Source organism: Micromonospora arborensis (genome assembly GCF_003205615.1).
GTDB classification, from domain to species: Bacteria; Actinomycetota; Actinomycetes; order Mycobacteriales; family Micromonosporaceae; genus Micromonospora; species Micromonospora arborensis.
Window position 1 is genome coordinate 90,328 of sequence record NZ_PYBV01000038.1, and the last position, 22,870, is coordinate 113,197.

Annotated in this window: 24 protein-coding genes; 12 read left to right on the forward strand and 12 right to left on the reverse strand. The window is 72.7% G+C overall.

The window, feature by feature from the left end; genetic code table 11:
- Nucleotides 1–476 precede the first annotated feature (476 nt).
- Nucleotides 477–1,745, forward strand: a complete 1,269-nt coding sequence (locus C7C45_RS26845; RefSeq protein WP_110566586.1) for a L,D-transpeptidase — start codon at nucleotides 477–479, stop codon at nucleotides 1,743–1,745.
- A 73-nt stretch (nucleotides 1,746–1,818) separates the two neighbouring features.
- Here the strand turns inward: C7C45_RS26845 and C7C45_RS26850 are convergent, their stop codons facing one another.
- The gene (locus C7C45_RS26850) at nucleotides 1,819–2,835 is read right to left on the reverse strand and encodes an SMP-30/gluconolactonase/LRE family protein (RefSeq protein ID WP_110566588.1); all 1,017 of its coding nucleotides are present in this window, start codon (nucleotides 2,833–2,835) and stop codon (nucleotides 1,819–1,821) included.
- A gap of 287 nt (nucleotides 2,836–3,122) precedes the next feature.
- Between C7C45_RS26850 and C7C45_RS26855 the strand changes: the two genes are divergently transcribed.
- A complete protein-coding gene (locus C7C45_RS26855; protein WP_110566590.1) occupies nucleotides 3,123–3,509 on the forward strand; it encodes an STAS domain-containing protein in 387 nt (128 codons plus the stop codon).
- Nucleotides 3,510–3,779: 270 nt separating this feature from the next.
- Here C7C45_RS26855 and C7C45_RS26860 read toward each other — a convergent pair whose 3' ends face one another.
- Nucleotides 3,780–4,172 (reverse strand): FKBP-type peptidyl-prolyl cis-trans isomerase, encoded by a 393-nt coding sequence (locus C7C45_RS26860; RefSeq protein ID WP_110566592.1) that lies wholly within the window; start codon nucleotides 4,170–4,172, stop codon nucleotides 3,780–3,782.
- A 535-nt stretch (nucleotides 4,173–4,707) separates the two neighbouring features.
- Here C7C45_RS26860 and C7C45_RS26870 point away from each other — a divergent pair.
- On the forward strand, nucleotides 4,708–5,667 hold the full coding sequence (locus tag C7C45_RS26870) for a TerC family protein (RefSeq protein WP_110566594.1): 960 nt from the start codon (nucleotides 4,708–4,710) through the stop codon (nucleotides 5,665–5,667).
- 30 nt (nucleotides 5,668–5,697) lie between these two features.
- Here the strand turns inward: C7C45_RS26870 and C7C45_RS26875 are convergent, their stop codons facing one another.
- The 5 genes from C7C45_RS26875 to C7C45_RS26895 all read right to left on the reverse strand — a co-directional run bounded on the left by C7C45_RS26875 (nucleotide 5,698) and on the right by C7C45_RS26895 (nucleotide 8,251).
- Complete coding sequence (locus C7C45_RS26875; protein ID WP_110566641.1) at nucleotides 5,698–6,423, reverse strand: helical backbone metal receptor; 726 nt, start codon at nucleotides 6,421–6,423, stop codon at nucleotides 5,698–5,700.
- 65 nt (nucleotides 6,424–6,488) lie between these two features.
- Entirely contained in the window at nucleotides 6,489–7,049 is a 561-nt protein-coding gene (locus C7C45_RS26880) for a hypothetical protein (RefSeq protein ID WP_110566596.1), read from the reverse strand.
- Entirely contained in the window at nucleotides 7,046–7,567 is a 522-nt protein-coding gene (locus tag C7C45_RS26885) for a DUF6286 domain-containing protein (protein ID WP_110566598.1), read from the reverse strand. The genes C7C45_RS26880 and C7C45_RS26885 overlap by 4 nt, the downstream gene beginning before the upstream one ends.
- A gap of 1 nt (nucleotide 7,568) precedes the next feature.
- A complete protein-coding gene (locus tag C7C45_RS26890; RefSeq protein ID WP_110566600.1) occupies nucleotides 7,569–8,063 on the reverse strand; it encodes an Asp23/Gls24 family envelope stress response protein in 495 nt (164 codons plus the stop codon).
- Nucleotides 8,060–8,251 carry a hypothetical protein gene (locus C7C45_RS26895; protein ID WP_110566601.1) on the reverse strand — a complete coding sequence of 64 codons (192 nt, stop codon included), beginning with the start codon at nucleotides 8,249–8,251 and terminating at the stop codon, nucleotides 8,060–8,062. The genes C7C45_RS26890 and C7C45_RS26895 overlap by 4 nt, the downstream gene beginning before the upstream one ends.
- A 162-nt stretch (nucleotides 8,252–8,413) precedes the next feature.
- On the opposite strand from C7C45_RS26895, the gene C7C45_RS26900 reads away from it, so the two are divergent.
- Together C7C45_RS26900 and C7C45_RS26905 are read left to right on the forward strand one after the other, a co-directional pair.
- Complete coding sequence (locus C7C45_RS26900; protein WP_110566603.1) at nucleotides 8,414–9,295, forward strand: DUF2726 domain-containing protein; 882 nt, start codon at nucleotides 8,414–8,416, stop codon at nucleotides 9,293–9,295.
- A 294-nt stretch (nucleotides 9,296–9,589) separates the two neighbouring features.
- Entirely contained in the window at nucleotides 9,590–10,846 is a 1,257-nt protein-coding gene (locus tag C7C45_RS26905) for a hypothetical protein (protein ID WP_110566643.1), read from the forward strand.
- 304 nt (nucleotides 10,847–11,150) lie between these two features.
- Here C7C45_RS26905 and C7C45_RS26910 read toward each other — a convergent pair whose 3' ends face one another.
- Together C7C45_RS26910 and C7C45_RS26915 are read right to left on the reverse strand one after the other, a co-directional pair.
- The gene (locus C7C45_RS26910) at nucleotides 11,151–11,498 is read right to left on the reverse strand and encodes a histone-like nucleoid-structuring protein Lsr2 (protein WP_110566604.1); all 348 of its coding nucleotides are present in this window, start codon (nucleotides 11,496–11,498) and stop codon (nucleotides 11,151–11,153) included.
- Nucleotides 11,499–11,643: 145 nt separating this feature from the next.
- Nucleotides 11,644–11,868, reverse strand: coding sequence for a LuxR C-terminal-related transcriptional regulator (locus C7C45_RS26915; protein WP_244200590.1), 225 nt, complete (start codon nucleotides 11,866–11,868; stop codon nucleotides 11,644–11,646).
- A gap of 100 nt (nucleotides 11,869–11,968) precedes the next feature.
- Here C7C45_RS26915 and lon point away from each other — a divergent pair, with 100 nt between their 5' ends.
- Nucleotides 11,969–14,299, forward strand: a complete 2,331-nt coding sequence (gene lon, locus C7C45_RS26920) for an endopeptidase La (protein ID WP_110566608.1) — start codon at nucleotides 11,969–11,971, stop codon at nucleotides 14,297–14,299.
- A gap of 131 nt (nucleotides 14,300–14,430) precedes the next feature.
- Nucleotides 14,431–14,835, forward strand: a complete 405-nt coding sequence (locus C7C45_RS26925) for a DoxX family protein (protein WP_110566610.1) — start codon at nucleotides 14,431–14,433, stop codon at nucleotides 14,833–14,835.
- A gap of 48 nt (nucleotides 14,836–14,883) precedes the next feature.
- On the opposite strand, the gene C7C45_RS26930 is transcribed toward C7C45_RS26925, so the two are convergent.
- Together C7C45_RS26930 and C7C45_RS26935 are read right to left on the reverse strand one after the other, a co-directional pair.
- Nucleotides 14,884–16,629: a DEAD/DEAH box helicase gene (locus tag C7C45_RS26930; protein WP_110566612.1), complete on the reverse strand. Its 1,746-nt coding sequence runs from the start codon at nucleotides 16,627–16,629 to the stop codon at nucleotides 14,884–14,886.
- A 146-nt stretch (nucleotides 16,630–16,775) separates the two neighbouring features.
- Nucleotides 16,776–17,705 carry a hypothetical protein gene (locus C7C45_RS26935; RefSeq protein WP_208641366.1) on the reverse strand — a complete coding sequence of 310 codons (930 nt, stop codon included), beginning with the start codon at nucleotides 17,703–17,705 and terminating at the stop codon, nucleotides 16,776–16,778.
- A 131-nt stretch (nucleotides 17,706–17,836) separates the two neighbouring features.
- On the opposite strand from C7C45_RS26935, the gene C7C45_RS26940 reads away from it, so the two are divergent.
- The 4 genes from C7C45_RS26940 (at nucleotide 17,837) to C7C45_RS26955 (ending at nucleotide 21,094) form a co-directional block, all read left to right on the forward strand.
- A complete protein-coding gene (locus C7C45_RS26940) occupies nucleotides 17,837–18,991 on the forward strand; it encodes a sensor histidine kinase (RefSeq protein ID WP_110566614.1) in 1,155 nt (384 codons plus the stop codon).
- Complete coding sequence (locus C7C45_RS26945) at nucleotides 18,988–19,593, forward strand: response regulator transcription factor (protein ID WP_110566616.1); 606 nt, start codon at nucleotides 18,988–18,990, stop codon at nucleotides 19,591–19,593. The genes C7C45_RS26940 and C7C45_RS26945 overlap by 4 nt, the downstream gene beginning before the upstream one ends.
- A gap of 332 nt (nucleotides 19,594–19,925) precedes the next feature.
- Nucleotides 19,926–20,435, forward strand: a complete 510-nt coding sequence (locus tag C7C45_RS26950; protein WP_110566618.1) for a 2'-5' RNA ligase family protein — start codon at nucleotides 19,926–19,928, stop codon at nucleotides 20,433–20,435.
- 272 nt (nucleotides 20,436–20,707) lie between these two features.
- A complete protein-coding gene (locus C7C45_RS26955) occupies nucleotides 20,708–21,094 on the forward strand; it encodes a hypothetical protein (RefSeq protein ID WP_110566620.1) in 387 nt (128 codons plus the stop codon).
- On the opposite strand, the gene C7C45_RS26960 is transcribed toward C7C45_RS26955, so the two are convergent.
- Nucleotides 21,091–21,783, reverse strand: coding sequence for a glycine-rich domain-containing protein (locus tag C7C45_RS26960; protein ID WP_167454841.1), 693 nt, complete (start codon nucleotides 21,781–21,783; stop codon nucleotides 21,091–21,093). The two genes, C7C45_RS26955 and C7C45_RS26960, sit on opposite strands and share 4 nt — an antisense overlap.
- A gap of 195 nt (nucleotides 21,784–21,978) precedes the next feature.
- On the opposite strand from C7C45_RS26960, the gene C7C45_RS26965 reads away from it, so the two are divergent.
- Entirely contained in the window at nucleotides 21,979–22,722 is a 744-nt protein-coding gene (locus tag C7C45_RS26965) for an ArsR/SmtB family transcription factor (protein ID WP_110566624.1), read from the forward strand.
- Nucleotides 22,723–22,870: the final 148 nt, after the last annotated feature.

Consider the following 22,870-nt stretch of genomic DNA (forward strand, 5'->3'; position numbering starts at 1 on the left):
CTGGACGGTGAGGGACGGCGTGCGGGTGCGGCCCGGCCCCATCGGGAGCGGAACGCGGCGACCCGGCAGGGGCGGCGGCAGCTGATCGACGAATGGGCAACCCTCTATCTGGATCGTGACCTTACCCTTGCCCCCGGACGAAGGCAAAGCTTCCTCGCGTACGGCAGAAGTTTCGCTCCAGCCGACAAAAGTCCGCCCTCGGCGTGCGCCACCGCTGCGGTCTCCTACCCCTGCCTCCCGCTCGGCTTCGCGCCGCCGGCCTCCACGGGCACCGGATATCCGGACAGCCGGTGTCGTGCCCGCCGAAGTGGAGCAGAGGACGTGAGAGGGGCCAATTGAACCCCTGTTCCGCCAAGTGGAGCATTGCGGCAAATTGCGTCGGTAAATGCGCCGCCGATTATTTCCGAATGCCGTGGACGCCTCTGTCGAAGAGGCGAGGATGTGGCAGAGGGAAGTCGAAAACGGGGGGACTGAACATGACGTCTAGGCGGCGATTGACGCTGTTGGCGGTAACCATCGCAGCCGCACCACTCGCCCTGGGTGGGTGCACCGTCGACCGGGAACCGGCGACTGGTTCGGCCAAGAAACACGTCGCCGGCCCGGAGCTCGCCGTGACGCCGGGAGACAAGGCCCGGGACGTCCCGGTCAGCGCTGAGGTGGGCACCGTAGTCAAGGGTGGACGGGTTACCGGCGTACGCCTCACCGACGACAAGGGCAAGCAGGTCAACGCCGAGCCGCGCGAGGACGGCTCGGGTTGGGTGCCGAGCGCGCCGCTGCAACCGCGTCGGACGTACACCGCCGAGGTGACCGCGACCGGTGACTCGGGCGTCACCACCACTCGCACCACCACGTTCACCACGATGGCGAAATCCACCAAACCGCAGATCACCAGCACCCTGTATTTCGTCGGCAATCGGACGTACGGCACGGCAATGCCGGTAACCGTCGCGTTCGACCCGGCAATTCCGAAAGAGGCCAGAGCGGATGTGCAGCGGCGGTTGTTCGTGAAGACGAATCCTCCGCAGCCGGGCACCTGGTCGTGGCTTGCGGACGGAAGTCAGGTCTATTACCGGGCACCCGATTTCTGGAAGCCGGGGACCACGATCAGCGTCCGGGCCGGCCTGGAGGGTCTGCCGATCGGTAAGGATCGGATCGGTGACGCCGAGCGGACCGCGACCTCCAAGATCGGACGTCAGCTCTCGCTGGAGATCGACAACGCCACCAAGCAGATGACGGTGCTGCGCGACGGCAAGCAGATCCGCCGGATCCCGGTCAGCCTGGGCAAGCCGAGCACGCCGAGTTCCAGCGGCAAGATGGTGATCATGGAGAAGCACGAGCGGGTCACCTTCGACACCCGGGGCGAGCCGAACGGTGGCTACGTCGTCGACGTCGACGACGCCCAGCGCTACACCTGGGGCGGCGAGTTCATCCATTCCGCCCCCTGGTCGGAGGGAGACCAGGGCAGCACCAACGTCTCGCACGGCTGCGCGAACGTCTCCGCCGCCGCCGCCAACTGGTTGATGGGGGTGACGCAGGTCGGTGACCTGATCACCGTCAAGGGGACCGAGGTCGAGTTGCAGCCGGGCAACGGCTGGACCGCGTGGAACGTGAGCTGGGACGAGTTCGCCCGGGGCAGCGCCCTGCCGGTGCCGCCCGGGCTCAAACCCGCGCCGGTCGGCCCGGCGCACCCGGGCGCGGTGGCCGGCGGCTCACCCGCCCCGGCGCCCTCGGTCAGCGGCCGCTGAGTCTGTCCTTCGGAGCCGGCCCGCCACCGCGGCGGGCCGGCTCCCGGCTGCCACCGCCCGTGGCACCGGGCGTTCAGTTCAGGGGTACGCGGGCCACTCCGGGCCCGATCAGGCTGCCCAGCCAGAGGTGATCGCCGTGCTGGCGTACCCCGGTGATCATCCAGTAGTGCCCGGCCGGGCCGTGCAGCGTACGGCGGACCGCGCCCGTGCCGTCGACCAACGCGACCAGCCCGTACCGGCGTGGCTGCGGCTGCAACGCGTCCGGTAGCAACGCGGCGACCTGGCGCAGTCGCGGGTGTGGCAGCAGCCGCTCGGCGATCGGCACCCGTGGGCTGGGCAGCGCGATCCAGTACGTCCCGTCGCCCACCGCGGCGAGATTGTCCGGGTACGCGGGCAGGTCGGCGAGAACCCGGACACCTCCGCTCAGCTCGACGCGCAGCAGGCGGTGGGTGCTGGTCTCCACCAGCAGCAGCGCCGACTCGTCCGGGGTCAGCGCGATCCCGTTGGGGAAGTAGAGCCCGTCGGCCACCACCTCGGTGCGACCGCTGCCCGGATGGTGGGCCAGGACCCGACCGTTGGGCCGGTGCTCCAGCAGGTCCCGCTTCCAGTGCGAGACCGGAAACCGGTCGGAGCTGTCGGTGAAGTAGATGGTGCCGTCGCGGCCCACCGTCGCGTTGTTGGCCAGGTGCACCGGGGGCGCCGTCCCGGTCAGCTCGCGTACCGCCCCGTCGGGCGTGACCCGCAGCAACCCGCGGTACGCGTCGCACACGATGAGAGCCTCACCGGACGGATCCAACTCGATGCCGAGCGGCCGGCCCCCGGTCTCGCCCAGCAGCTGGGGTCGGGTGCCGGCCGGCGCGTCGACCGGCCACCACCAGAGCCGCCCGTCCTCGTCGCCGCTGATGACCCGGCCGGCGCCGTCGACCAGCACGTCCTCCGGCCCGACGGCGCCGTCGGGGAGGGGCAGCAACTCGGCGTGGTCGAGCCGGCAGTCGTCGGGAGCCCACGCCCCGGCCAGCGCGGGCGGAACTGTCGCCGCCTCGCGGACGGGGCGGATCAGCCGGGGCGGTCGCGGCCGAGGGATCAGCATCGGCCTATTCTCCACCGCCGGTGCCGGCCGTCGCCGAATCGTCGCTCCGGCGGCGCGCCGACGGCGTGCTCAACACCGCGTCGGTGAGGTGGGGGTGTCCCGCCGACCTGGCTGCCCCAATGTCGGCGACCTGGAGTGGATCACCCGCCTGGGCAAGCGTCCGGGGTCACCGCCGGAACCTCCACCCCGAGGGGGATGAGGGGCGCCTCGGGGTATGACCCTGGGCGTACCCGGAATCACTGGGCCGAGGGGCGAAACTGTCAGGGGTGGCGGCTAGATTTCTGGGCATGGGAGAGCACAGCGATCGGCTCGACGTGCAGGTCAGCGTGGGTGACCAGGTGGTCTGCATGCGGGTGGCCGGCGAGGTCGACATCGCCACCGTGGCCGCGTTCCGGTCCGCGTTGTGGTCCGCGCCGGCCCGCCCGGTGCTCCAGCTGGAGTTGTCCGAGCTGCGGCTGCTCTCCGCCGCCGGTGTCCGCGCTCTGCTCGCCGCGCATCTGCGCGTCCGGGCCCGCGGTGGCGAGCTCGTCCTGGTCGACCCGAGCCCGGTGGTCGCGCGGGTGCTGCGTGCCACCGGCCTGCACCGGGTGATGTCGATTCTGGAGCCGGCCCGGGTGGTCGAGGCCGCGCGTCGCCCGGTGGCCGCGACCGCACACCTGCAGTTGGCCGCCTGACCGGGCCCGAGCCCGCCCTGAGGTCGCCGGCGTGGGCCGAGCCCGCCCTGAGGTCGCCGGCGTGGGCCGAGCCCGCCCCGAGGTCGCCGGCGTGGGCCGAGCCCGCCCCGAGGTCGCCGGCGTGGGCCGAGCCCGCCCCGAGGTCGCCGGCGTGGGCCGAGCCCGCCCCTTGAGGTCGCCGGCCTGAGCCGAGCCCGCCCCGAGCTCGCCAGCCTGAGCCGAGCCCGCAGCGGGGTCGCCGGCGTGGGCCGACGACCCCCCGAGAATCGGTCAGCGCACGCCGAGCAGGTCGACGACGAAGACCAGCGTCTCGCCCGGCTTGATGACGCCGGCCGCGCCACGGTCGCCGTACCCCAGGTGCGGCGGGATGGTGAGGCGGCGCCGGCCGCCGACCCGCATGCCGACGACACCCTGGTCCCAACCGGCGATGACCTGGCCGCCGCCGAGTGGGAACTCGAACGCCTCGCCTCGGTTCCAGGACGAGTCGAACTCGGCGCCGGTGGAGTGCGACACGCCGACGTAGTGCACGCTGGCCAGTTGGCCCGGCTGCGCCTGCGGGCCCTCTCCCACGGTGATGTCCTCGACCACGAGGTCGGCCGGCGGTGCACCCTCGATCGGACCCACCTCGGGCTTGCCCGATCGGGCGCCTGCTGCCTGGTTCATGCGGGGTCTCCTGCCGTGTTGGGTGATGTGTCCGGTCACCGTCGATCCTGCCGGATCACCCCTCACCAATGTGCGGCAGACCCGCCCCCCACCCGCCCCCGCCCCGCCCTCCGCCCCGCCCCCACCCGCCCCCGCCCCGCCCCCACCCGCCCCGCCCCACCCGCCCCCCTTCCCCAGCCCTGTCGATCTTGCACTTTCTGTTGCTGATATGCGGCGGTTCGCACCTTTCGTCGCGGCAGCAAGTGCAAGATCGACGGGGCATGGCGGGGCACGGCGGGGCACGGCACGGCGGGGCACGGCACGGCGGGGCACGGCATGGCGGGGCACGGCACGGCGGGGCACGGCACGGCGGGGCACGGCGGGGCACGGCGGGGCACGGCGCGGGGCGGCGGGGCGGCGGGGCGGGGTGGGGTGGGGTGGGGGCTGCACGGGCGGGTGAGGTGCTCGTTGGGCGCGGGACGGCGGGTTGGCGTTCGCCTTAGGCTTGGGAAGGGCCGGCCGGCGGGGTAGCGGGCGGTGCGGTGCACCGTGGTCGATGCGGAGGGCGTCGGTGGCTGAGGCGACGGTCGCGGTCCCGCTGTGGGCCTGGGCGGCGGTCGGCGCGGTGATCGCGGTGATGCTCACCGTGGATGTGCTCCTGCACCGGGACAACCACGTCATCGAGCTACGTGAGGCGCTGCTGTGGAGCGCCGTCTGGATCGGCGCGGGCCTGCTGTTCGGGTTGGTCGTGTGGTGGGGCCTCGGCGGTGACCCGGCCATCGCGTACTTCTCCGGCTACCTGCTGGAGAAGGCGCTTTCGGTGGACAACGTGTTCGTCTTCGCCCTGCTCTTCGGCTACTTTCAGGTGCCGCCGGGCTATCAGCACAAGGTGCTGTTCTGGGGCGTCGTCGGGGCGCTCGTCTTCCGCCTGCTGTTCATCTTCGCCGGCGCCGAGCTGCTGGACCGGCTCGCCTGGGCCGGGTTCGTGCTGGGCGCCTTCCTGATCTGGACCGGTTGGCGGCTGGCCGTACGCGGGAAGCCGGACGTCGACCCCGAACGCAACGTCGTGGTCCGGCTGTTCCGCCGGCTGGTGCCCACCGACGCCCGGTACCACCGCGACCGGTTCACCGCCCGGGTGGCCGACCGGCGCGTGGCGACGCTGCTGCTGGTGGCGCTCGTCGCCATCGAGGCCACCGACGTGGTCTTCGCCATCGACTCGGTGGCGGCGATCCTCGCCATCACCACCAACACCTTCCTGGTCTGGTCGGCCACCGCGTTCGCCGTCCTGGGGTTGCGCAGCCTCTACTTCTGCCTCGCCGGCCTGCTGCGACACTTCGGCTACCTGCGTTACGGGCTGGCGTTCCTGCTGGCCTTCGCGGGGCTGAAGCTGATCCTCGCCGAGACGCCGGTGGGCAAGCTGCCGGTCTGGTTGACCCTCGCGGTGGTGGTGCTGACCCTGGCCGTCTCCATTGGGGCGAGCGTCGTGCGCGCGCGTCGCCCCGGGGCCCACGGCTGAGCCGCCGGGCGGTCCGCCGACACTCCGTGGTCAGCTGACCAGGACCGGCCGGGACAGTTGGTCGGCCAGCACCGCGGGCGCCTCGGCCAGCGAGGGGCCGTACCAGGTGAGGTGCCGACCGGAGAGCAGAGCGCACGGTACGCCGGGGAAGGCCTCCGGCCCGTCGTCGGCGGTGAATTTGTACGGCTCGTCGGGCAGCACCACCAGCTCCGGCTCCCGCTCGCGCAGCTCGGCGATGCTCGGGCGGGGATAGCGGTCGGAGTCCTCGTCGTAGGCGTTGACCACGCCGAGCCGGCGCAGCACGTCACCGGCGAACGTGTCACCGCCGAGCACCACCCAGGGCCGCCGCCAGACCGGCACGACCGCCCGGCGGGGCGGCGTCAGGCGGGGCGGCTCGGCCCACGCCAGTCGGGCGGCCCGCAACCAATCCGGCTCCGCAGACGCGCCCAGCTCGGCCAGCAGCTCGCCCAACTCGGTCAACGCGCCTGGGACGGTACGTGGATAGGTGACCCGAACCGGCACGCCGGCCGCCCGCAGCGCATCCGCGTCGGCCCGACGGTTCTCCTCCACGTTCAGCAGCACCAGGTCCGGCCGCAGCGCGCGGACCCGGTCCAGGTCGGGGTACTTGCTGCCGCCGACCCGCGCGACGTCCAGCCCGACCGGGTGGCTGCACCAGTCCGTGGCACCGACCAGCACCTGCGGCAGGGTCATCGCCACCGCCTCGGTCAGCGACGGCACCAGCGACACCACCCGCACCCGCGTACCTCCGTCCGCCACCCGTCCCGGCACCGATCATGCCGGTCGGGTCGGCGCGGCCCGGCTCAGGGTTGGCCGGGCTCGATGCGGGCGGTCACGTCGAGGTGTGCCGGCTGGCAGTCGGTCGTCGCCGCGAATCGGCGGACCGCCGCGCGGACATGCTCGCGTACGCCCGCGGCCGGCGCATCGGCCGTCAGGTCCACCCGGATCCACACGTCGGGGCGCGGCGGATCGCCGGTGAGCACCACGCGGGCCCGTCGTACACCGGGGTTGCCGGTCAGGTCCCGCACCAGCGCGTCGGCGAGGACGTCGGCGGCCAGCCGGGTCCGGCCCGGTCGGCGCCCAGGGTGGCTCAGGGTTCCGCGCAGGCTGCCGGCGGGTCGCTGCAGCTCCCGGGCCAGCAGGCGCTGCCCGACCAGGGCGATGAGCACCCCGGCGACCGCCGCGGCCAGGGTGCTCCACGGCGCGGCCGTCCGCCACCGGTCCAGCAGGCCGGGGCTGAGCAGCATCGCCTGAGGATCGGCGCCGCGCAGAGTGCCGAAGCCGGCCGCCAGCGCCGCCGCGCCGCCCGCCACCAGCAGCAGCGCGATGATGGTCCACAGCAGGCGGTGCCCGGCGTTGGTCATGCCGGCCGCCGCCGAGGCTGCAACCGGACGTCGATCCGGCCGGGGCGTGGCGCGGTGAGCCGGTGCAACTCCTGGTGCACCGCGTACTCGATCTCCGCCCGGGCCGCCGGGTCGCCGGTGGCGCGCACCCGGGGCCGCCACTGGCCGCCGCGTCGTCGGACCCGGACCCGGGCGCGGCGTACGCCCGGAACGGCGCTAACGGCGTCGGCCAGCCGCCGTTCCACACAGCGCCGGTGCAGGTACCAGCCGTCGCGTTCGTCGGTGCGCAACCGCACCGGCGTCCACGGGCGCAGTTGGGCGATCAGGATGGCCAGGCCCAGCAGTACGGCCGCGCCGGCTGCGGCCCGGACCGTCGGTTCACGCCACCGGGTGCTGCTCAGCGCGGCGAACCACCCGGTGGTGTCGAGCGGCGTCGGTTGGTCCAGGGCGAGCAGCAGTGCCTGGACGGCCGACAACGACCCGCCGACGAGCAGTGCGGCGGCCAGCAGCAGCGAGGCGACCCGGTTGACGCTGCGCATCTCAGCCGTCCTCCGGCGGGACGGTCGCGGGGGCTGCGGAGACGTCGACGCCGGGGACGAGCAGGTCGTCCACGGTGACCGTCACCACCGCCACGCGGAGCCCGGTGGTCGCGGCCACCCGGTCGGCGACCACCGCCCGGACCGTCTCGGCGATGGTGGGCACGCTGTGCCCGTACCAGGTGATCAGGTGCAGGTCGAGTCCGACGGACCGGTCGTCCAGGCGGACCGCCGCCGGACGGACGACGGACACGCCCGGCACCAGGCCGGCCGCCTGGACCGCGATCCGCGCAATGTCCGCCGCGTCGGTCGGCTCCCGTGCCGGCCCGGTGGCGTTGTCCGGGCGGCGGCCCGGCCCGGTGGCGTCGGTCGGCTCCCGTGCCGGTCCGGTGGCGTCGTCCGAGTGGCGTGCCGGCCCGGTGGCGTCGGTCGGGCTTCGTTCCGGTCCGGTGGCCAGGTTGGTGCTGGGGCTCGTCCCCGTGGACGGGCGGGTGGTCATCGGCGCCGCCGCGGGTCGGCGTGGCGGTCGCCGAGTCCGGTCACCGCGAGGTCGCCGTCGAGAACCCGGACCACCAGCCAGCCGAGCAGGCCGGCGAGCACGGCGAGGGCGGCCACGCCGGCGCCGGCGAGCGCCCAGACCGCCACGGCGAGAAACCCGGCGAGGAAGCCGAACTGCGGTCGCGACATGGTCACCTCCGGCCGGCCCGTTACCGGCGGTCGCTGGATACACCCGGGGGCCGGCCCTGGAACGTCGGGGGACTGTGATCCCAGTCACACCCGAACTCGATGGACCATGATCGACCACCTAGACTCGGCGCGGCTCGACCGACCGGCGGATGGATCAGGCAGATGACGAGCATCGGCAGCGACGAGCGTGGCTACCTGCGGGCGGTGCCCGCCGACGGTGGACGCGACACGATGCTCAGCCGCGCCGGCCACCGGATCTATCCGGCCCGCCGGCTCAGTGACCTGGTGCAGGGTCGCCCGCCCGGCGTCACCGGCAGCCAGTGGAGTTCCGCCAGCCGCGCCAGCTTCGACTTCGTGGTCTGCGCCGCCGACACCGGCCGGCCGATCGTCGCCGTGGAGATCGGCCCGGTCGCGGCCGCCGGCTCGGCGGAACAGCGCGTCGAGCGCCTCAAGGACGCGGTGAGCGCGGCCGTCGGGCTGCCGGTGCTGCGGATCGGATCGTCGACGTTGCGGGCGGCCGAGCACGGCCGACGCCTCGTGGAGTACGTGCTCGACGCTCGCGCCTACGCGGCGGGCGGTACCGGGGTGGCCGCCGCTGGGGACGACCCGGCACCGGTGGGCTTCCGGGACATCCTCGGTCGGCTGCCGGACGGCCGCACCGGGGCGGTCAACGACCTCGGCGCGCTGACCCGCGCGGCGGCGGTCGAGGCGTACGTGGCCGGGCGGGTGGCCGACCCGATCGTGCGAGGCCTGCACGTGCGCTGGGCGGACGGGCCGGCGCAGGGGTGGAGTTGGGTGCAGGTCCGCCCCGACGCGTGCCTCGTCGAGCGGGTCTCGGTGACCGAGCACCGCTTTTCCTGCGGTATCGACCCGGCCCGACTGGCCGAGGATCTCGCCACGGTCGCCGCGGGCGAGCGGCTGCGTGCGGACGCGCTCACCGATCTGCTGCCGCGCACCGAGTTGACCGCGCAGATCGTCGCGTTGAGTCGGCGGCGCGACGAACTGGTCGGCGGGTTCGCCTTCGACCACCTCTGCGCCGACTGACGGTCGCACGTTTTACCTGCTGAATCCTGCTCCGCCCCGGTGCCGTGTCGGGTCGCGGCAATTTCCTGTGCGCCGGTTGAACCTTCCCGGTCGCCGTCCCGTACTCCTGCGCGAATGAAGAGGATCTCCCCATCCGCGTCGACCTGACGCGGGAGACGGTGCGGAAAGGGCATCGTCGGCCATCGACGCATTACCGGGTAGGTCACGGTGGTCGCCGCCGTGGCGTGCCATCTCACATCCGTCGGTCCGCCGAGGGCAGGAATCCACTACCGGATCGAGAAGGAGAGCAATTCGATGCGCAGGTCCACACGGGCGCGCCGGTCATCCGGCAACGCGCGGAGCAAGCGTCTGCTGGCCGTTGTCGGCACGCTCGTGGTCTTCGGCGGAGTCGTCGCCGTGACCCAGATTTCGTCGGCCCAGGACCGGCGGACAAATAAGCCCCGTCCGGCTGCTGGGCAATGCGTGGAGCCGAGCCCGGGCTCGACCGCGCCGACTGGCGCTTCGACCAGCCGAACCTGGCAGAACGGTCGGTGGGTGCGTAATCACTGGGGTGACGGACAGCAGTCGGTCCCCGAGTGCGAGGACGGCAAGGACGGCACGGTGGGCACCGGCACGGCCATTGCCTGCCCCGATGTGACGGCCAAGCTGCCGCAGGTGCCGGCCCGGGCGCGGGCCGAGGTGGACCGGGGTCTCGCCCAGTTGCAGTCCCAGATCGCCGAGGCGGACCGCCGGCTGGCGGCCGAGGGCAACAAGGGGGAGGCGTTCATCCGTAGCGCGATCCTCCAGCCGCTGGCCGGCAAGCGGCGCGCGGTGCTGGACCGGATCACGACCGCGATCGACCGGGTCGGACCTCGGCCGCAGGGTCTCGCGCAGCTCGCCGACTGTCAGGTGCAGCCCACCGGCAACACGGGCGGCAACAACGGTGGCGGCAGCACGCCCACCACCACCCCCGGTGGTGGCAACAACGGCGGCGGCAACAACGGTGGTGGCAACGCTCCCGGCGCCGGGCTCGGCGTGCTGGCCAACGACTGCGACGAGAGCCGGCTCCAGCCGCACGACGGTTTCCAGATCGGCAACCGCTGTGTGAGCACCGAGTTCGGTGAGGTCGGCGCCGCCGCCAACAACCCGTCTCTGCTGATCACCCAGTTCCCCGACCAGGTCGGGCGCAACCAGGCGTTCACACTGCGGGTCAGCACCCGCAACCTGGTCCGGGACCGCTTCCTGGCCGCCGGTCAGGGTGGCTACTACGTGGAGAGTTCGCTGCTCAACGCCCAGGGCCTGGTCCGGGGTCACTTCCACACCGCTTGCCGGATGTTGGACAGCCTGACCACCCCGCCGGAGCCGCAGGAGGTGCCCGCGTTCTTCGTCGCGACCGAGGACGGTCGTGGTGGCGCCCAGCCCGACGAGGTGACGATTCAGATTCCGGGCCTGCCGGAGTCGGGTACCGCGCAGTGCTCGGTCTGGGCCGGTGACGGCTCGCACCGCCTGCCGATGATGGAGCGGGCCAACCAGACCCCCGCCTTCGACTCGGTGCGTATCGACGTCAACTGATCCAGCCGCACGAACGGCGGCCGGTCACCCGGGGTGCGAACCCTGGGGGACCGGCNNTTTTTTTTTTTTCAAGAAAGAAGCGGCCATCCGAGATTTGGGCGTGACTGGTGTCAAGCCGTTTGCTCTCCCGACCCCCCCCCCCTCCGACCCGGGGCGTATCGCCGTCACCGACCCCCCCCCCCCAACGGGCGCCCGGCCCCCGGGGGGGCAACCCCGGGGTGCCCGGCCGCCGCGTCGTTTCGGTGCCGGGACGATCCGACGGGGTCCCGCCGTTTCCGGCGAGACCCCGTCGTCAACTCCTGTGTCAGCGTGCCTTGTACGCCTCGACGACCTCAACCGGGATCCGGCCCCGTTCGGAAATCTTGTAGCCGTTCTTGACGGCCCATTCCCGGATGGCCCGGTTCTGCTCCCGATCCATTCCCGCGCCGGTGGGTCGCCCCGGCCGCCGGACTGAACGGACGCTGTCCACCGGGCCGCGCCCGATCCGCCGGCCCGCATTGATGTACGGGTCCAGCGTCTTGCGCAGGACGCCGGCATTTTCATCCGAGACGTCGATCGTGTAGGCCACGCCATCGAGACTGAACTCGACCGTCCGGTCGGCCTTGCCGCCGTCGAGGTCGTCGGTCAGGACCGTGATTACTTTTCTCACCATTGCCGATTACTCCCTGTGTGCGGCGGGATGTGACCAAAGTCTGACCTATCACCCCGGTAATCCGCAACAATATGCCTCCCATTCATTCGGCGCGTCGCGATTCCGTTACCGAGCAAAACCGCGAATCGGTGCGATGAAGAGGGCTTCAATCGCCGAGGAGGCCGGTGTGACCGGCGACGGCGGCCGCCTCCGCCCGGTTGGACACCCGCAGTCGGCGCAGCAACGCGGCGGTCATCCGTTTCACCGTCCGTTCCGAGACGTGCCGTTCTTCGGCGATGTCGACGGTTGTGCGGCCGGTGGTGATCGCCCACAGCGACCGAGGTTCCGCGCCGTCCAGGTCGGGGGAGTGGCTTCTCCGGTTCGCGCGCACGCGCCGGCCGGTTGAGTGTCCTGGGTCACAGATCGGAACAAGGGGAACGCTTTGTTACTTGAGTCAGACACGCTCAACTCAACGCGATAGCAGGTGTTCGATGGCAACTCTTCCGGTACTTCCCCTGACCGACGCCGTGCTGCTGCCCGGCATGGTCATCCCGGTGACCCTCGACCCGACCACCCAGGCCGCGATCGACGCGGCGCGGGCGACCGGCGACCGCAAGCTGCTGGCCGTGCCGCGTATCGACGGCGAGTACGGCCCGGTCGGCGTCGTCGCCACCATCGAGAAGGTCGGCCGGCTGCCCGAGGGTGAGCCCGCCGCCGTCATCCGTGGCCTGTCCCGGGCCCGGATCGGCTCCGGCGTGCCCGGCCCCGGTGCCGCACTCTGGGTCGAGGCGACCGAACTCGACGAACCCGCACCCGCCGGCCGTGCGCGCGAACTCGCCCGCGAGTACCGCGCCCTGGTGACCTCCGTGCTCCAGCAGCGGGGCGCCTGGCAGGTCATCGACGCGGTCGAGCGGATGACCGACCTGTCCGAGCTGGCCGACTCGGCCGGCTACGCGCCCTGGCTGACCCTGGACCAGAAGACCGAACTGCTCGCCGCGCCGGACGTCACCGCCCGGTTGGAGCTGCTGGTCGGCTGGGTGAAGGACTACCTGGCCGAGCAGGAGGTCACCGAGCAGATCAACAGTGACGTCCGCGAGGGGCTGGAGAAGTCGCAGCGGGAGTTCCTGCTGCGCCAGCAGCTCGCCGCGATCCGCAAGGAACTGGGCGAGGACGAGCCGGACGGCTCGGCCGACTACCGGTCCCGCGTCGAGGCGGCCGAGCTGCCGGAGAAGGTCCGCGAGGCGGCCATGCGCGAGGTCGGCAAGCTGGAGCGGGCCAGTGACGCCTCCCCGGAGGCGGGCTGGATCCGCACCTGGCTGGACACCGTGCTGGAAATGCCGTGGGGCACGCGTACCCAGGACAACACCGACCTGGCCGAGGCCCGGGCGGTGCTCGACGCCGACCACGCCGGTCTGGCCGACGTGAAGGACCGCATCCTGGAGTACCTGGCCGTGCGCAACCGGCGGGCCGAGCGCAACCTCGGCGTGGTCGGCGGTCGCGGCTCCGGCGCGGTCCTCGCCCTCGCCGGTCCTCCCGGAGTGGGTAAGACCAGCCTCGGCGAGTCCGTGGCACGGGCGCTCGGGCGCAACTTCGTCCGGGTCTCGCTCGGCGGTGTCCGCGACGAGGCGGAGATCCGCGGTCACCGGCGCACCTACGTGGGCGCGCTGCCCGGCCGGATCGTCCGCGCGCTGCGCGAGGCCGGCTCGATGAACCCGGTCGTGCTCCTCGACGAGGTGGACAAGGTCTCCGCCGGTTACGCCGGCGACCCGGCCGCCGCCCTGCTGGAGGTGCTCGACCCGGCCCAGAACCACACCTTCCGGGATCACTACCTGGAGGTCGACCTCGACCTGTCCGACGTGCTGTTCCTGGCCACCGCCAACGTGGTGGAGTCCATCCCCGGCCCGCTGCTGGACCGGATGGAGCTGGTCACCCTGGACGGCTACACCGAGGACGAGAAGGTCGCCATCGCCCGCGACCACCTGCTGCCCCGGCAGCGGGACCGGGCCGGGCTGACCGCCGACGAGGTCGGCGTCGCCGACGAGGCTCTCGCGCTGATCGCGGGGGAGTACACCCGGGAGGCCGGTGTCCGGCAGCTCGAGCGCGCCCTGGCCAAGATCCTGCGCAAGGTGGCGGTGACGCTGGCGACCGACCCGACCCCGGTACGCGTCGACACCGACAACCTCACCGGTTACCTGGGGCGGCCGAAGTTCACACCGGAATCGGCCGAGCGCACCGCCGTTCCCGGCGTGGCCACCGGCCTGGCCGTCACCGGCGCCGGCGGGGACGTGCTCTTCATCGAGGCGACGAGCATGGAGGGCGAGCCGGGGCTGACCCTGACCGGCCAGCTCGGCGACGTGATGAAGGAGTCGGCGCAGATCGCGCTCTCCTACCTGCGCTCCAACGGGCGGCGGTTCGGCATCGACCCGAACGCCCTGGCGGGACGCCGGATCCACGTCCACTTCCCGGCGGGCGCGGTGCCCAAGGACGGCCCGAGCGCCGGCATCACCATGGTGACGGCCCTGGCGTCGCTGGTCACCGGCCGACCGGTCCGCCCCGAGTTCGGGATGACCGGCGAGGTGACCCTCTCCGGTCGGGTGCTACCGATCGGGGGAGTGAAGCAGAAGCTGCTCGCCGCGCACCGGGCCGGCCTCACCGAGGTCATCATCCCGGCGCGTAACGAGCCCGACCTGGACGACCTGCCGACCGAGGTGCGCGAGGCGCTGACCGTGCACACCCTGGCCGACGTGGCCGACGTGCTCGCCCTGGCGCTGCGCCCGGCCGATGTCCAGGCGCTGGACGGTCCGGCGCTCTTCACGGTCTGACGCTCCCACCACCAGGACCCCCGTCGTCTTCGGACGGCGGGGGTCCTTCGGGTACGCGGACAGAGGTCTACTGTCTCGCTTGAACTCTCAACTACCTCTCCGCCGCGAGGCGGCCCCCTGGAGGAATCCCCGTGAACCTGGTGCTCTGGATCATCCAGATCCTGCTCGCTGCCGCCTTCGCCGGCGCAGGACTGGCCAAGCTGACCCAGCCCAAGGACAAGCTGCGCGACAAGATGCGATGGGTGGATCCGGTCCCGCCGTCGCAGGTGAAGGCGCTCGGTCTCGTCGAGGTGCTGGCCGCCATCGGGCTGGTACTGCCCCCGCTCACCGGCATCGCCACCGTGCTCACCCCCCTCGCCGCGGTCGGGCTGGTCATCGTCATGATCGGTGCCATCCTGGTGCACCTGCGCGACCTGAAGAAGCGGGACACCGAGAGCGAGCGTCGGTCGGAGATCCAGGGCGCGATCTTCTGCACGGTGCTGCTCGTCCTCGCCGCCGTGGTGGCGTGGGGCCGCTTCGGCCCGTACTCCTTCTGAGCTGACCTGCCGGCGACCGTCGTACCCCGACGGTCGCCGGCGGCGTGCTCAGCGCTCGTCGCCCCCGCGGTCGCGGCGCACGGTGGCCTTGCGGCCCTTGATCGTGCTCTGGCGCAACCCGGAGATCACCTCGTCGGCCACCCCCTGCGGCACCTCGACCAGCGAGAACCGGTCGGCGATCTCGATCGAGCCGATGTCCCGGCCGCGAATGCCGGTCTCCCCGGTGATCGCGCCGACCAGGTCCTGCGGGCGCACCCCCGCGCGCCGGCCCAGGCCGACGAAGACCTGGACGGTGTTGCCGCCGCCCGAGCGCGGTCGGCCCCCGCCCCGCCGATCGCCACCCCGGCCGCCGGTCTCCGGTCGACCCTCGCGGGGCCCGCGCACCGGCACCTGCGGGATCTCCTCCTCGTCGTCGGAGCCCGGCGACGTCACCTCGTGGGCCAGCTTCACGGCGGCGAGGGCGACCTCCATCAGGTCGAACTCGTCGGTCAGCGTCTCCACGATCACCCGGTACGGGTCGAGGTCGTCCTCCAGCAGGCTCTCCCGCAGCGCCGCCTGGGTCAGCTCCAGCCGGCGGGTCCGCATGTCGGCCACGGTGGGGATCTTGTCGATGGTGATCCGTTGGCCGGTCACCCGTTCGATGGTCTTGAGCATCCGGTGCTCGCGCGGCTCGGCGAGGGTGATCGCCACGCCCTCACGCCCGGCCCGACCCACCCGGCCGATCCGGTGCACGTACGACTCGGGAGCGGACGGCACGTCGTAGTTGACGACGTGGGTGAGCTGCTCCACGTCCAGCCCACGCGCCGCCACGTCGGTGGCGACCAGCAGGTCGGCGGTGCCCGCCCGCAGTCGGCCCATGACCCGGTCCCGCTGCTCCTGGCTCATGCCGCCGTGCAGCGCCTCGGAGCGGTAGCCCCGCCCGTTCATCGTCTCGGTCAGCCGGTCGACCTCTTCCCGGCTGCGGCAGAACACGATCGCCGCGGTGGGCGACTCCACGTCCAGCACCCGACCCAGCGCGGCCGGCTTGTGCGCCCGGGTCACGATGTACGCGCTCTGCCGCACCCGGGGCGCCTCACCGGCGACCGGCTGCTCCCGGCCGATCTCGATGCGGACCGGCTCCCGCAGGTGCTGGCGGGCCATCCCGTCGATCCGGGACGGCATGGTGGCCGAGAAGAGCACCGTCTGCCGCTGCGCGGGGGCGTGCTCCAGGATCGCCTCGATGTCCTCGGCGAAGCCCATGTCGAGCATCTCGTCGGCCTCGTCGAGCACCACCGTGGCCAGCCCACCGAGGCGCAACGTGCCCCGGGCGATGTGGTCCAGCGCCCGACCCGGGGTGGCCACCACCACGTCCACGCCGCTGTCGAGTGCCCGCAGCTGCCGCCCGATCGGCTGCCCACCGTAGATCGGCAGCACCCGCGCGCCCAGGTCCTTGCCGTAGCGGTGGAACGCCTCGGAGACCTGCACCGCCAGCTCCCGCGTCGGCACCAGCACCAGCGCCACCGGGTCGCCGCCCCGGCGGTGCGCCGTCATGAGGTTCAGCAGCGGCAGCGCGAACGCCGCCGTCTTGCCGGTGCCGGTGGCCGCCTGGCCCAGCAGGTCCCGACCCTCCAGGAGCGGCGGAATCGCCTCCCGCTGGATGGGGGTCGGCTCCTCGTAACCGAGGGCGGACAGGGCGCCGAGCAACTCGGCGCGGAGCCCGAGCTCGGTGAAGGCGCTCACCTCGTCGGTGCCGGCGGGGGTGGCGTCGATCGGTGCGTCGATCGGTGCGTCGTGCTGTGCAGGTGCGGAACTCATGTGCCAAGCCTTTCATTACGCCGTCCGGGCCGTTGCGCCGACTGGCACAAGAACCGTCACGCGCCCCCGCGCACACGGGTGCAGGCGCCTCTGCGTGCCGGCCGCCACGCCGGCTCATGTCGACGTGGGGCCGACGGGTGGTTCGGTCAGGTGTTGGTGGTGAGGATGGCCAGGATCATCGTGCCGGCCAGCGCCGCGTCGAACACTCCGCACCACTCGGCGTAGCCGCGCGGCACCACCTTGGCGGTGCGGTGGTCCACCAGGTCCCATCCGGCATGCGCCAGCCAACCGAGCGCCACCAACCAGGCGGCGGCCCGTCCGCCGACCGTGACCGCGACCAACGTCAGGGCGACCCAGACGGCGAGCCCGCCGAGCTGGGTGGCGAGCACCCTTCGCCGACGCAGCGTACGGCGGGCCACGCCGATCACCAGATAGCCGCCGGGCAGCACCAGCATCGTCCACGGGCTGAACACTCTCGGATCTACCCACAGCTCCACGGTCATCAGCACCGCCAGCCCGGTCGGCCAGCGGTGGGCGAGCGCCACCACGACCCGGTGTCGGCGTACCGGCGCCGGCGCCTCGCGTCGGTGTCGGACCGCCACCAGCACCATCGCGGGGATCATCAGCAGGTGACCGCCCAGCAGCAGCGCGTCGGCGTCGATCAGGCCGGCCCGAAACGGCACGAGCAGCAGCAGGAACGGGACGTACATCGCGGCGGCCATTTCGCCGACCGCGCGCCAGCGGTGCGCCCGGTAGCGCATCACCACCGCCATCCCGACGGTCATGTTCGTGGCCATCACCAGTGCGGCGACCTCCGGCCGGCGCAGCGGCCCAGCGAGTCCCAGCGCGGTACCTGCCGCGTCCCACAGCCCTCCGAGCAACAGCATCCCGGCGACCATCGCCAGCGCCATCTCGCCGAGGTGCCGCAGCAGCCGCCGCCTGCTGCTGGTCGGTGCCGCGGTGGTCGGGGCCGCGCTGGTCGGTGTCGGCGTCGAGGGGTTCGGCTCGTCGGTGGGCAGGGGCGCGGGCGACGGTACGGCGGTCAGGCTGTCCGCGTATATCCGTGTCTTCTCCATGCCTCGACCCTGCCGGTGCCCACGGTGTGGCCGGCAGACCCGTTCGTCACGGGAAAACCCCGCGGACCGCACGGCCCGACCGTGGCAGTCGCACGGGTGGACCGTGCGCCGGGTGGTCCTAGGATCGGTGCGTGGCGAGCGAGGCGGTGACTCCCCAAACGGACCGCCGGCTGCGTCGCGCCCGGCAGGCGACGCTGGTGTCGCTGGCCACCGGCGTCTGGGCGAGCGTCCTGCTACCGGCGGTCGGCCTGACCCGTGAGCCCGACCCGGGCCGGGTGACGCTCGGCGTGGTCGGCATCCTCGCCTTCGTGATCGCCCAGACCGTCGTGTTGTACGCGGCGGTGACGCCGTGGCTCGACCCGCGCTGGCGGCGTCGGGCCGAGCTGAGCCTGGTCGGGGTGGCGGTGCTGACCGTTCCGCTGGTGGGTCCGGTGGCGGCCGGCAGGTGGCCGACCTGGGCGTGGCTCGGCGCGGCGCTGATCGGCATGACGCCGCTGCTGGTGCGGTGGCGGGCCGCGCTGGCGGTCGCGGTCGGCGTCCTGGTGGTGTCGGTGGCGGTGGCCTGGTGGACGGGCGGTTCCGTGCCGCGTCACCTCGCCGTGACCGGTGGGATCGGCGCGGCAGTGGCCGCCGTCAACGGGTTCCAGGTCTGGTTCTGGGACCTGCTCGTGGAGGCCCGGCAGGGCCAGGCCGCCCAGGCCCGGCTGGCGGCCGCCGAGGAGCGGCTGCGCTTCGCCCGCGACGTGCACGACGTGCTGGGGCACCGCCTCACGGTGATCGCGTTGAAGGCCGAACTCGCCGCCCGGCTCGCCCCGGTCGACCCGGAACGGGCCGGGCGGGAAGCCGCCGAGGCGCAACGGTTGGCGGCCTCCGCGCTGAGCGAGGTACGCGAGACCGTGCACGGCTATCGGGCCGTCGACCTCGACGAGCAGCTCACGGCGGTGGTGGGGGTGCTGCGCTCCTGCGGGGTGCGGTGCACGGTTCTGCCGCTGCCGGTGGACCTGCCGCAGTCCGCCGCCATCGAGCTGGCGGCGGTGCTGCGCGAGGCGAGCACCAACGTGTTGCGGCACAGCCGGGCCGACTGGTGTCGGATCCGTATCGATCGGGAGGATGACGTGGCCAGGATGACGGTGGCCAACGATGGCGCCGACGACCGTGGCCCGGACGCGCACAGCCACGGCCTGCGCGGACTGGCCGACCGGCTCGCCGCTGCCGGGGGCGAGTTGCGGGTGCACCGGGAGGACGCGATCTTCACCCTCGAAGCCACCGTGCCGGCGCCGTCGTGATCCGCGTCCTGCTCGCCGACGACGAGGACCTGATCCGGGTCGCCGTCGCCGCGCTGCTCGGCCTGGAACCGGACATCGAAGTGGTGGCACACGCCGCCGACGGGAAGACAGCCGTCACCGCGGCACTGGCGCACCGCCCGGACGTGGCCGTGGTGGACCTGGAGATGCCCGGTCTGGACGGCATCGCGGTAGCCGCCGAGCTGACCCGCGCCCGACCCGAGTGCGCGGTGGTCGTGCTGACCGGACACGGTCGCCCCGGGCACCTGCGCGAGGCGCTGACCGCTGGCGCCCGAGGGTTCCTGCGCAAAGGCGCGCCGGGGGGCGCGCTCGCCGACGTGATCCGCCGGGTGCACGCCGGAGGTCGCTACGTCGACCCTGCGCTGGCCGCCGACGCGCTGACCCTGCCCCCGTGCCCGCTGACCCCTCGGGAGTTGGAGACGCTACGGCTGGCGGAGGTCGGTGCCCCGGTAGCGGTGATCGCCCGTCGGGTGCACCTGTCCACCGGCACCGTGCGCAACCACCTCTCCGCCGCCGTACAGAAGCTCGGCGCCGCCGACCGGGCCGAGGCCGTCCGCGTCGCCCGGGACAACGGCTGGCTCTGACCACAACCTTCGTGAGCGGTGACGGCGTGCTGGTTTGAGAGTGGCCGGCGACCGGGCAATCAGAAGCGAGATCCCGAGGTGCCACGGGCACCCTGAGCGGAGGTCGAGATGCGCTGGCTGCTCCTCGTTGTGATCGTGGTGCTGGTTGTCGGCGGGCTCTGGCTGCCCCGCCGCGCACGGCGCGCGGGCAGGTCCGCCCGGCGACGGCTGGACGGGTGAGGCTGACTGGCGACGCTCCGGGGCGGTGACCTCCCTCGCCGTCACACGACGACGGAACACGCTCGGTCCCGATCTGTGCGGATGGCGCCCGGCCGCCGGGCTAGCGTGGGCGCGTGCGTACGGTGGAACTGGTCTGCTCGCCCGGGTTGGACGCCGCGGTCCGGACGGTCTGGGGCCGGCTGGCGGCGGCGGGCCTGCCCAGCCTGGCCCGCAACATCCACCCGACCAACCGGCCGCACCTCACGCTCGCGGCGGTGGACGACCTCCCGCCCGGCGTCGAGCACCGCCTGGCCGAGCTGTTCGACGCCGCGCTACCGGTGCCGGTCACACTCGGTCGCGTCGTGGTTCTCGACGGCAGCGCCCCGTTGGTCTGGCTCGTGCAGCCCACGCCCGCGCTGACCGCGCTGCACGCGGGCGTCTGGGACGTCCTCGCCGAGGCCGACGGGCACCGTCCGTGGCATGCTCCGGGGGCGTGGGTGCCACACCTGAGTCTGGCCCTGCGGTTCCGCAACGCGGACCTGCGGATGGCGCGGGCCGTCAGCGGTGGGCAGCGTCCGACGGGCGATTTCGACGCCGCCCGCAGCTACGACGGCACGGACCGGAGGGTGACCCGGATCGGCTAGGAGCGCCGAACGGGTTTCCACCGCCGCGTGGCAAGCGCGATGTGAGCCCTCGGTGTCGCATACGAGCCCTGACCTGGTCTTTTGTTCGCTGTCCGGCTTATGGTGGGCCTGCCTCAGCGTCTGCCCCTGCTTCCTGTCGTCGACGGTGGTGATCGACAGTTGGCCGTGACGGCACCGGCAGGGGAGGGAGCGGGTGACCAGTGAACAGCGAACAGCCAGCCCCGAGGCGCCGCGACCCGGCCGATGACGCGAGTCAGTTGGTGGAGTGGCGGATGGAGCAGCAACTGAGCGCCCTCGAACGGCTGATTGACGCCAGGATGGCGAACCTCGCCATCAGGATCGACGCGCAGGCCGCGCAGGTCGGGCTGGCGCTCGCATCGGCCGACAAGGCGGTGACGAAGGCGGAGACCGCCACCGAGAAACGCTTCGAGAGCGTCAACGAGTTCCGCCAGACCCTCTCCGACCAGACCAAGACGTTCATCGCCAGGGTCGAGTTCGAGGTGGTGCGGGACAGCCACGCCGCGCATATCGCCGATCTGGCCAGCCGGCTGGACAAGCTCGAGGGCAAAGGGGTCGGGCTCAACGCCGGCTGGGTCTATCTGGTCGGCGGCCTCACGGTCGCCGCCACGGTGGTGGGCCTCGTCATGGCGTTCGCCTAGTTGCTGCCCCCGCCACCATCGCCACCCCCGCCGTCGCCCCCACCACTGAACTCGCCGCCACCTACGCCCCCCGCGCCGCCGGCGTAGCCGTGGCGGCCGTCGTTGAAGGGCAGATCGCCGCGGATGCCGCGTGGCTTGGGCCGCTTACCGGGCCCTTCGAGGTGTTGCAGGCAGACCCGATTGGAGACCCGGAAGCACTCGCCACGGCCCCCACAGTCGGCCAGGTAGCGGTTGCCATTGGGGATGCGGAGCTCCTGGTCCACCCGGAACAGCAGGGGAAGGCCGGTCGGGCCACAATCCTCGTCTCGGCGGCCGTAGCTCAGCGTGGCGAGCAGGAGGAGGCTGCGCTTGGCCTGGGTCGTGTCGCCACTCGTCGCGGACCTCGGCTGGTGCGGCAGAAGACGCCCGAACGCGGCGTCGCAGAAGGTGGCGTAGTCCTCCGCGTGCCGGGTCAACGCCTGCCACAGATCGTCGACGACCACCGACGGCATCGCCAGCTTCGCACTGGGTTGGCGGGCGATGATCCGGAACCACTGCCGGGTCGCGGTTTCGACGAGGACGATGTCGTCGTCCTTGAGGTGGGGGTACTGATTGCGGAGATGCTGACGCCCGCTGGCCGGAAACTGCAGGTTGGACACGGCACGGAGTCGGCGAGGGGTGCGGTCGCTTCTGAACTTCGTCCAGTTCATGCGGCTACTTCTATCCGCCCGGATGCGGGCGCTAAGGCCCCGACTTGCCGAAATGGCGCCGTGGCCCCTTCAGAGTAGGGCAGCAGGCAAGGGCGGCACCGGACACAGACGCGTCCGACGTGGTGGGTCCCGCTCGTCGCCCTCACACCGGGCCCGGACGGTCGGAGCGCCGCCAGCCGGGGCGATGATGGAGCCATGAGTGGTGGCATCGAGGGCCGCGGGATGGCCGAGTTGGCGTCGCTGCTGGCCGACGGCACCCGGGCCGGCATCTGCGTCGCGCTGCTCGACGGGCGGGCCTGGACGGCCGGCGAACTGGCCCGGCGGGCCGGAGTCGCGCCGTCGACGGCCAGCGACCACCTCACCCGCCTGGTCCGTGGTGGGCTGCTGGTCGAGGAGCGGCAGGGCCGCCACCGTTACCTGCGGCTGGCCGGGCCGTCGGTGGCCCAGTTGATCGAGGCCCTGGCCGGGCACGCCCCGACCCCACCCGCGCCGGCCGGGTCGCTGCGCGCGGCCAACGCCAACGGCGCCCTGGCGTACGCCCGGACCTGCTACGACCACCTGGCCGGGCGGTTGGGCGTGCTGATGTACGACGCGCTGCTGGCCGGCGGACGACTGGACCGCTCCAGCGGCTTGACGTTGACCTCCGAGGGATGGGCGTGGGCGGCCGAACTGGGCGTACCGGTGCACGTCCTGCGCACCGCTCGACGCCCGGTGGTCCGTGACTGCCTGGACTGGACCGAGCGCCGCCCGCACCTGGCTGGAGCGCTCGGAGCGGCGCTCTGCCGCTGTTTCACCGACCGGGGCTGGATCACGCCGGGCGCCGGTCGCGCGGTCCGTCTCACCCCGACCGGCCGCAGCGCCCTCGCCGAAACCCTGGACGTCCCCGAACAGACCCTCGCTCCCCCCCCGCCCCCGGCACCCGCCAGCGGCCGAGCCTGACCCGCGCGCCCCGCGCGTCTCGCCGGGTCCGCGCGCCCCGCCGGGCGGAGGGCGCAGGGCACAACATCATGGATGTAGTGGCCTCCCCAGGCCAGGAGGCCACTACATCCAGGATCGAGCATGATCTTGGCGGGCAGGCGGGCAGGCG

Excerpts from the sequence above, each read along its gene's own strand:
- C7C45_RS26845 (WP_110566586.1), top strand. The coding sequence starts at position 477 with ATGACGTCTAGGCGGCGATTGACGCTGTTGGCGGTAACCATCGCAGCC.
- C7C45_RS26850 (WP_110566588.1), bottom strand. The coding sequence starts at position 2,835 with ATGCTGATCCCTCGGCCGCGACCGCCCCGGCTGATCCGCCCCGTCCGC.
- C7C45_RS26855 (WP_110566590.1), top strand. The coding sequence starts at position 3,123 with ATGGGAGAGCACAGCGATCGGCTCGACGTGCAGGTCAGCGTGGGTGAC.
- C7C45_RS26860 (WP_110566592.1), bottom strand. The coding sequence starts at position 4,172 with ATGAACCAGGCAGCAGGCGCCCGATCGGGCAAGCCCGAGGTGGGTCCG.
- C7C45_RS26870 (WP_110566594.1), top strand. The coding sequence starts at position 4,708 with ATGCGGAGGGCGTCGGTGGCTGAGGCGACGGTCGCGGTCCCGCTGTGG.
- C7C45_RS26880 (WP_110566596.1), bottom strand. The coding sequence starts at position 7,049 with ATGACCAACGCCGGGCACCGCCTGCTGTGGACCATCATCGCGCTGCTG.
- C7C45_RS26885 (WP_110566598.1), bottom strand. The coding sequence starts at position 7,567 with ATGCGCAGCGTCAACCGGGTCGCCTCGCTGCTGCTGGCCGCCGCACTG.
- C7C45_RS26890 (WP_110566600.1), bottom strand. The coding sequence starts at position 8,063 with ATGACCACCCGCCCGTCCACGGGGACGAGCCCCAGCACCAACCTGGCC.
- C7C45_RS26895 (WP_110566601.1), bottom strand. The coding sequence starts at position 8,251 with ATGTCGCGACCGCAGTTCGGCTTCCTCGCCGGGTTTCTCGCCGTGGCG.
- C7C45_RS26900 (WP_110566603.1), top strand. The coding sequence starts at position 8,414 with ATGACGAGCATCGGCAGCGACGAGCGTGGCTACCTGCGGGCGGTGCCC.
- C7C45_RS26905 (WP_110566643.1), top strand. The coding sequence starts at position 9,590 with ATGCGCAGGTCCACACGGGCGCGCCGGTCATCCGGCAACGCGCGGAGC.
- C7C45_RS26910 (WP_110566604.1), bottom strand. The coding sequence starts at position 11,498 with ATGGTGAGAAAAGTAATCACGGTCCTGACCGACGACCTCGACGGCGGC.
- lon (WP_110566608.1), top strand. The coding sequence starts at position 11,969 with ATGGCAACTCTTCCGGTACTTCCCCTGACCGACGCCGTGCTGCTGCCC.
- C7C45_RS26930 (WP_110566612.1), bottom strand. The coding sequence starts at position 16,629 with ATGAGTTCCGCACCTGCACAGCACGACGCACCGATCGACGCACCGATC.
- C7C45_RS26935 (WP_208641366.1), bottom strand. The coding sequence starts at position 17,705 with ATGGAGAAGACACGGATATACGCGGACAGCCTGACCGCCGTACCGTCG.
- C7C45_RS26955 (WP_110566620.1), top strand. The coding sequence starts at position 20,708 with ATGGAGCAGCAACTGAGCGCCCTCGAACGGCTGATTGACGCCAGGATG.
- C7C45_RS26960 (WP_167454841.1), bottom strand. The coding sequence starts at position 21,783 with ATGAACTGGACGAAGTTCAGAAGCGACCGCACCCCTCGCCGACTCCGT.
- C7C45_RS26965 (WP_110566624.1), top strand. The coding sequence starts at position 21,979 with ATGAGTGGTGGCATCGAGGGCCGCGGGATGGCCGAGTTGGCGTCGCTG.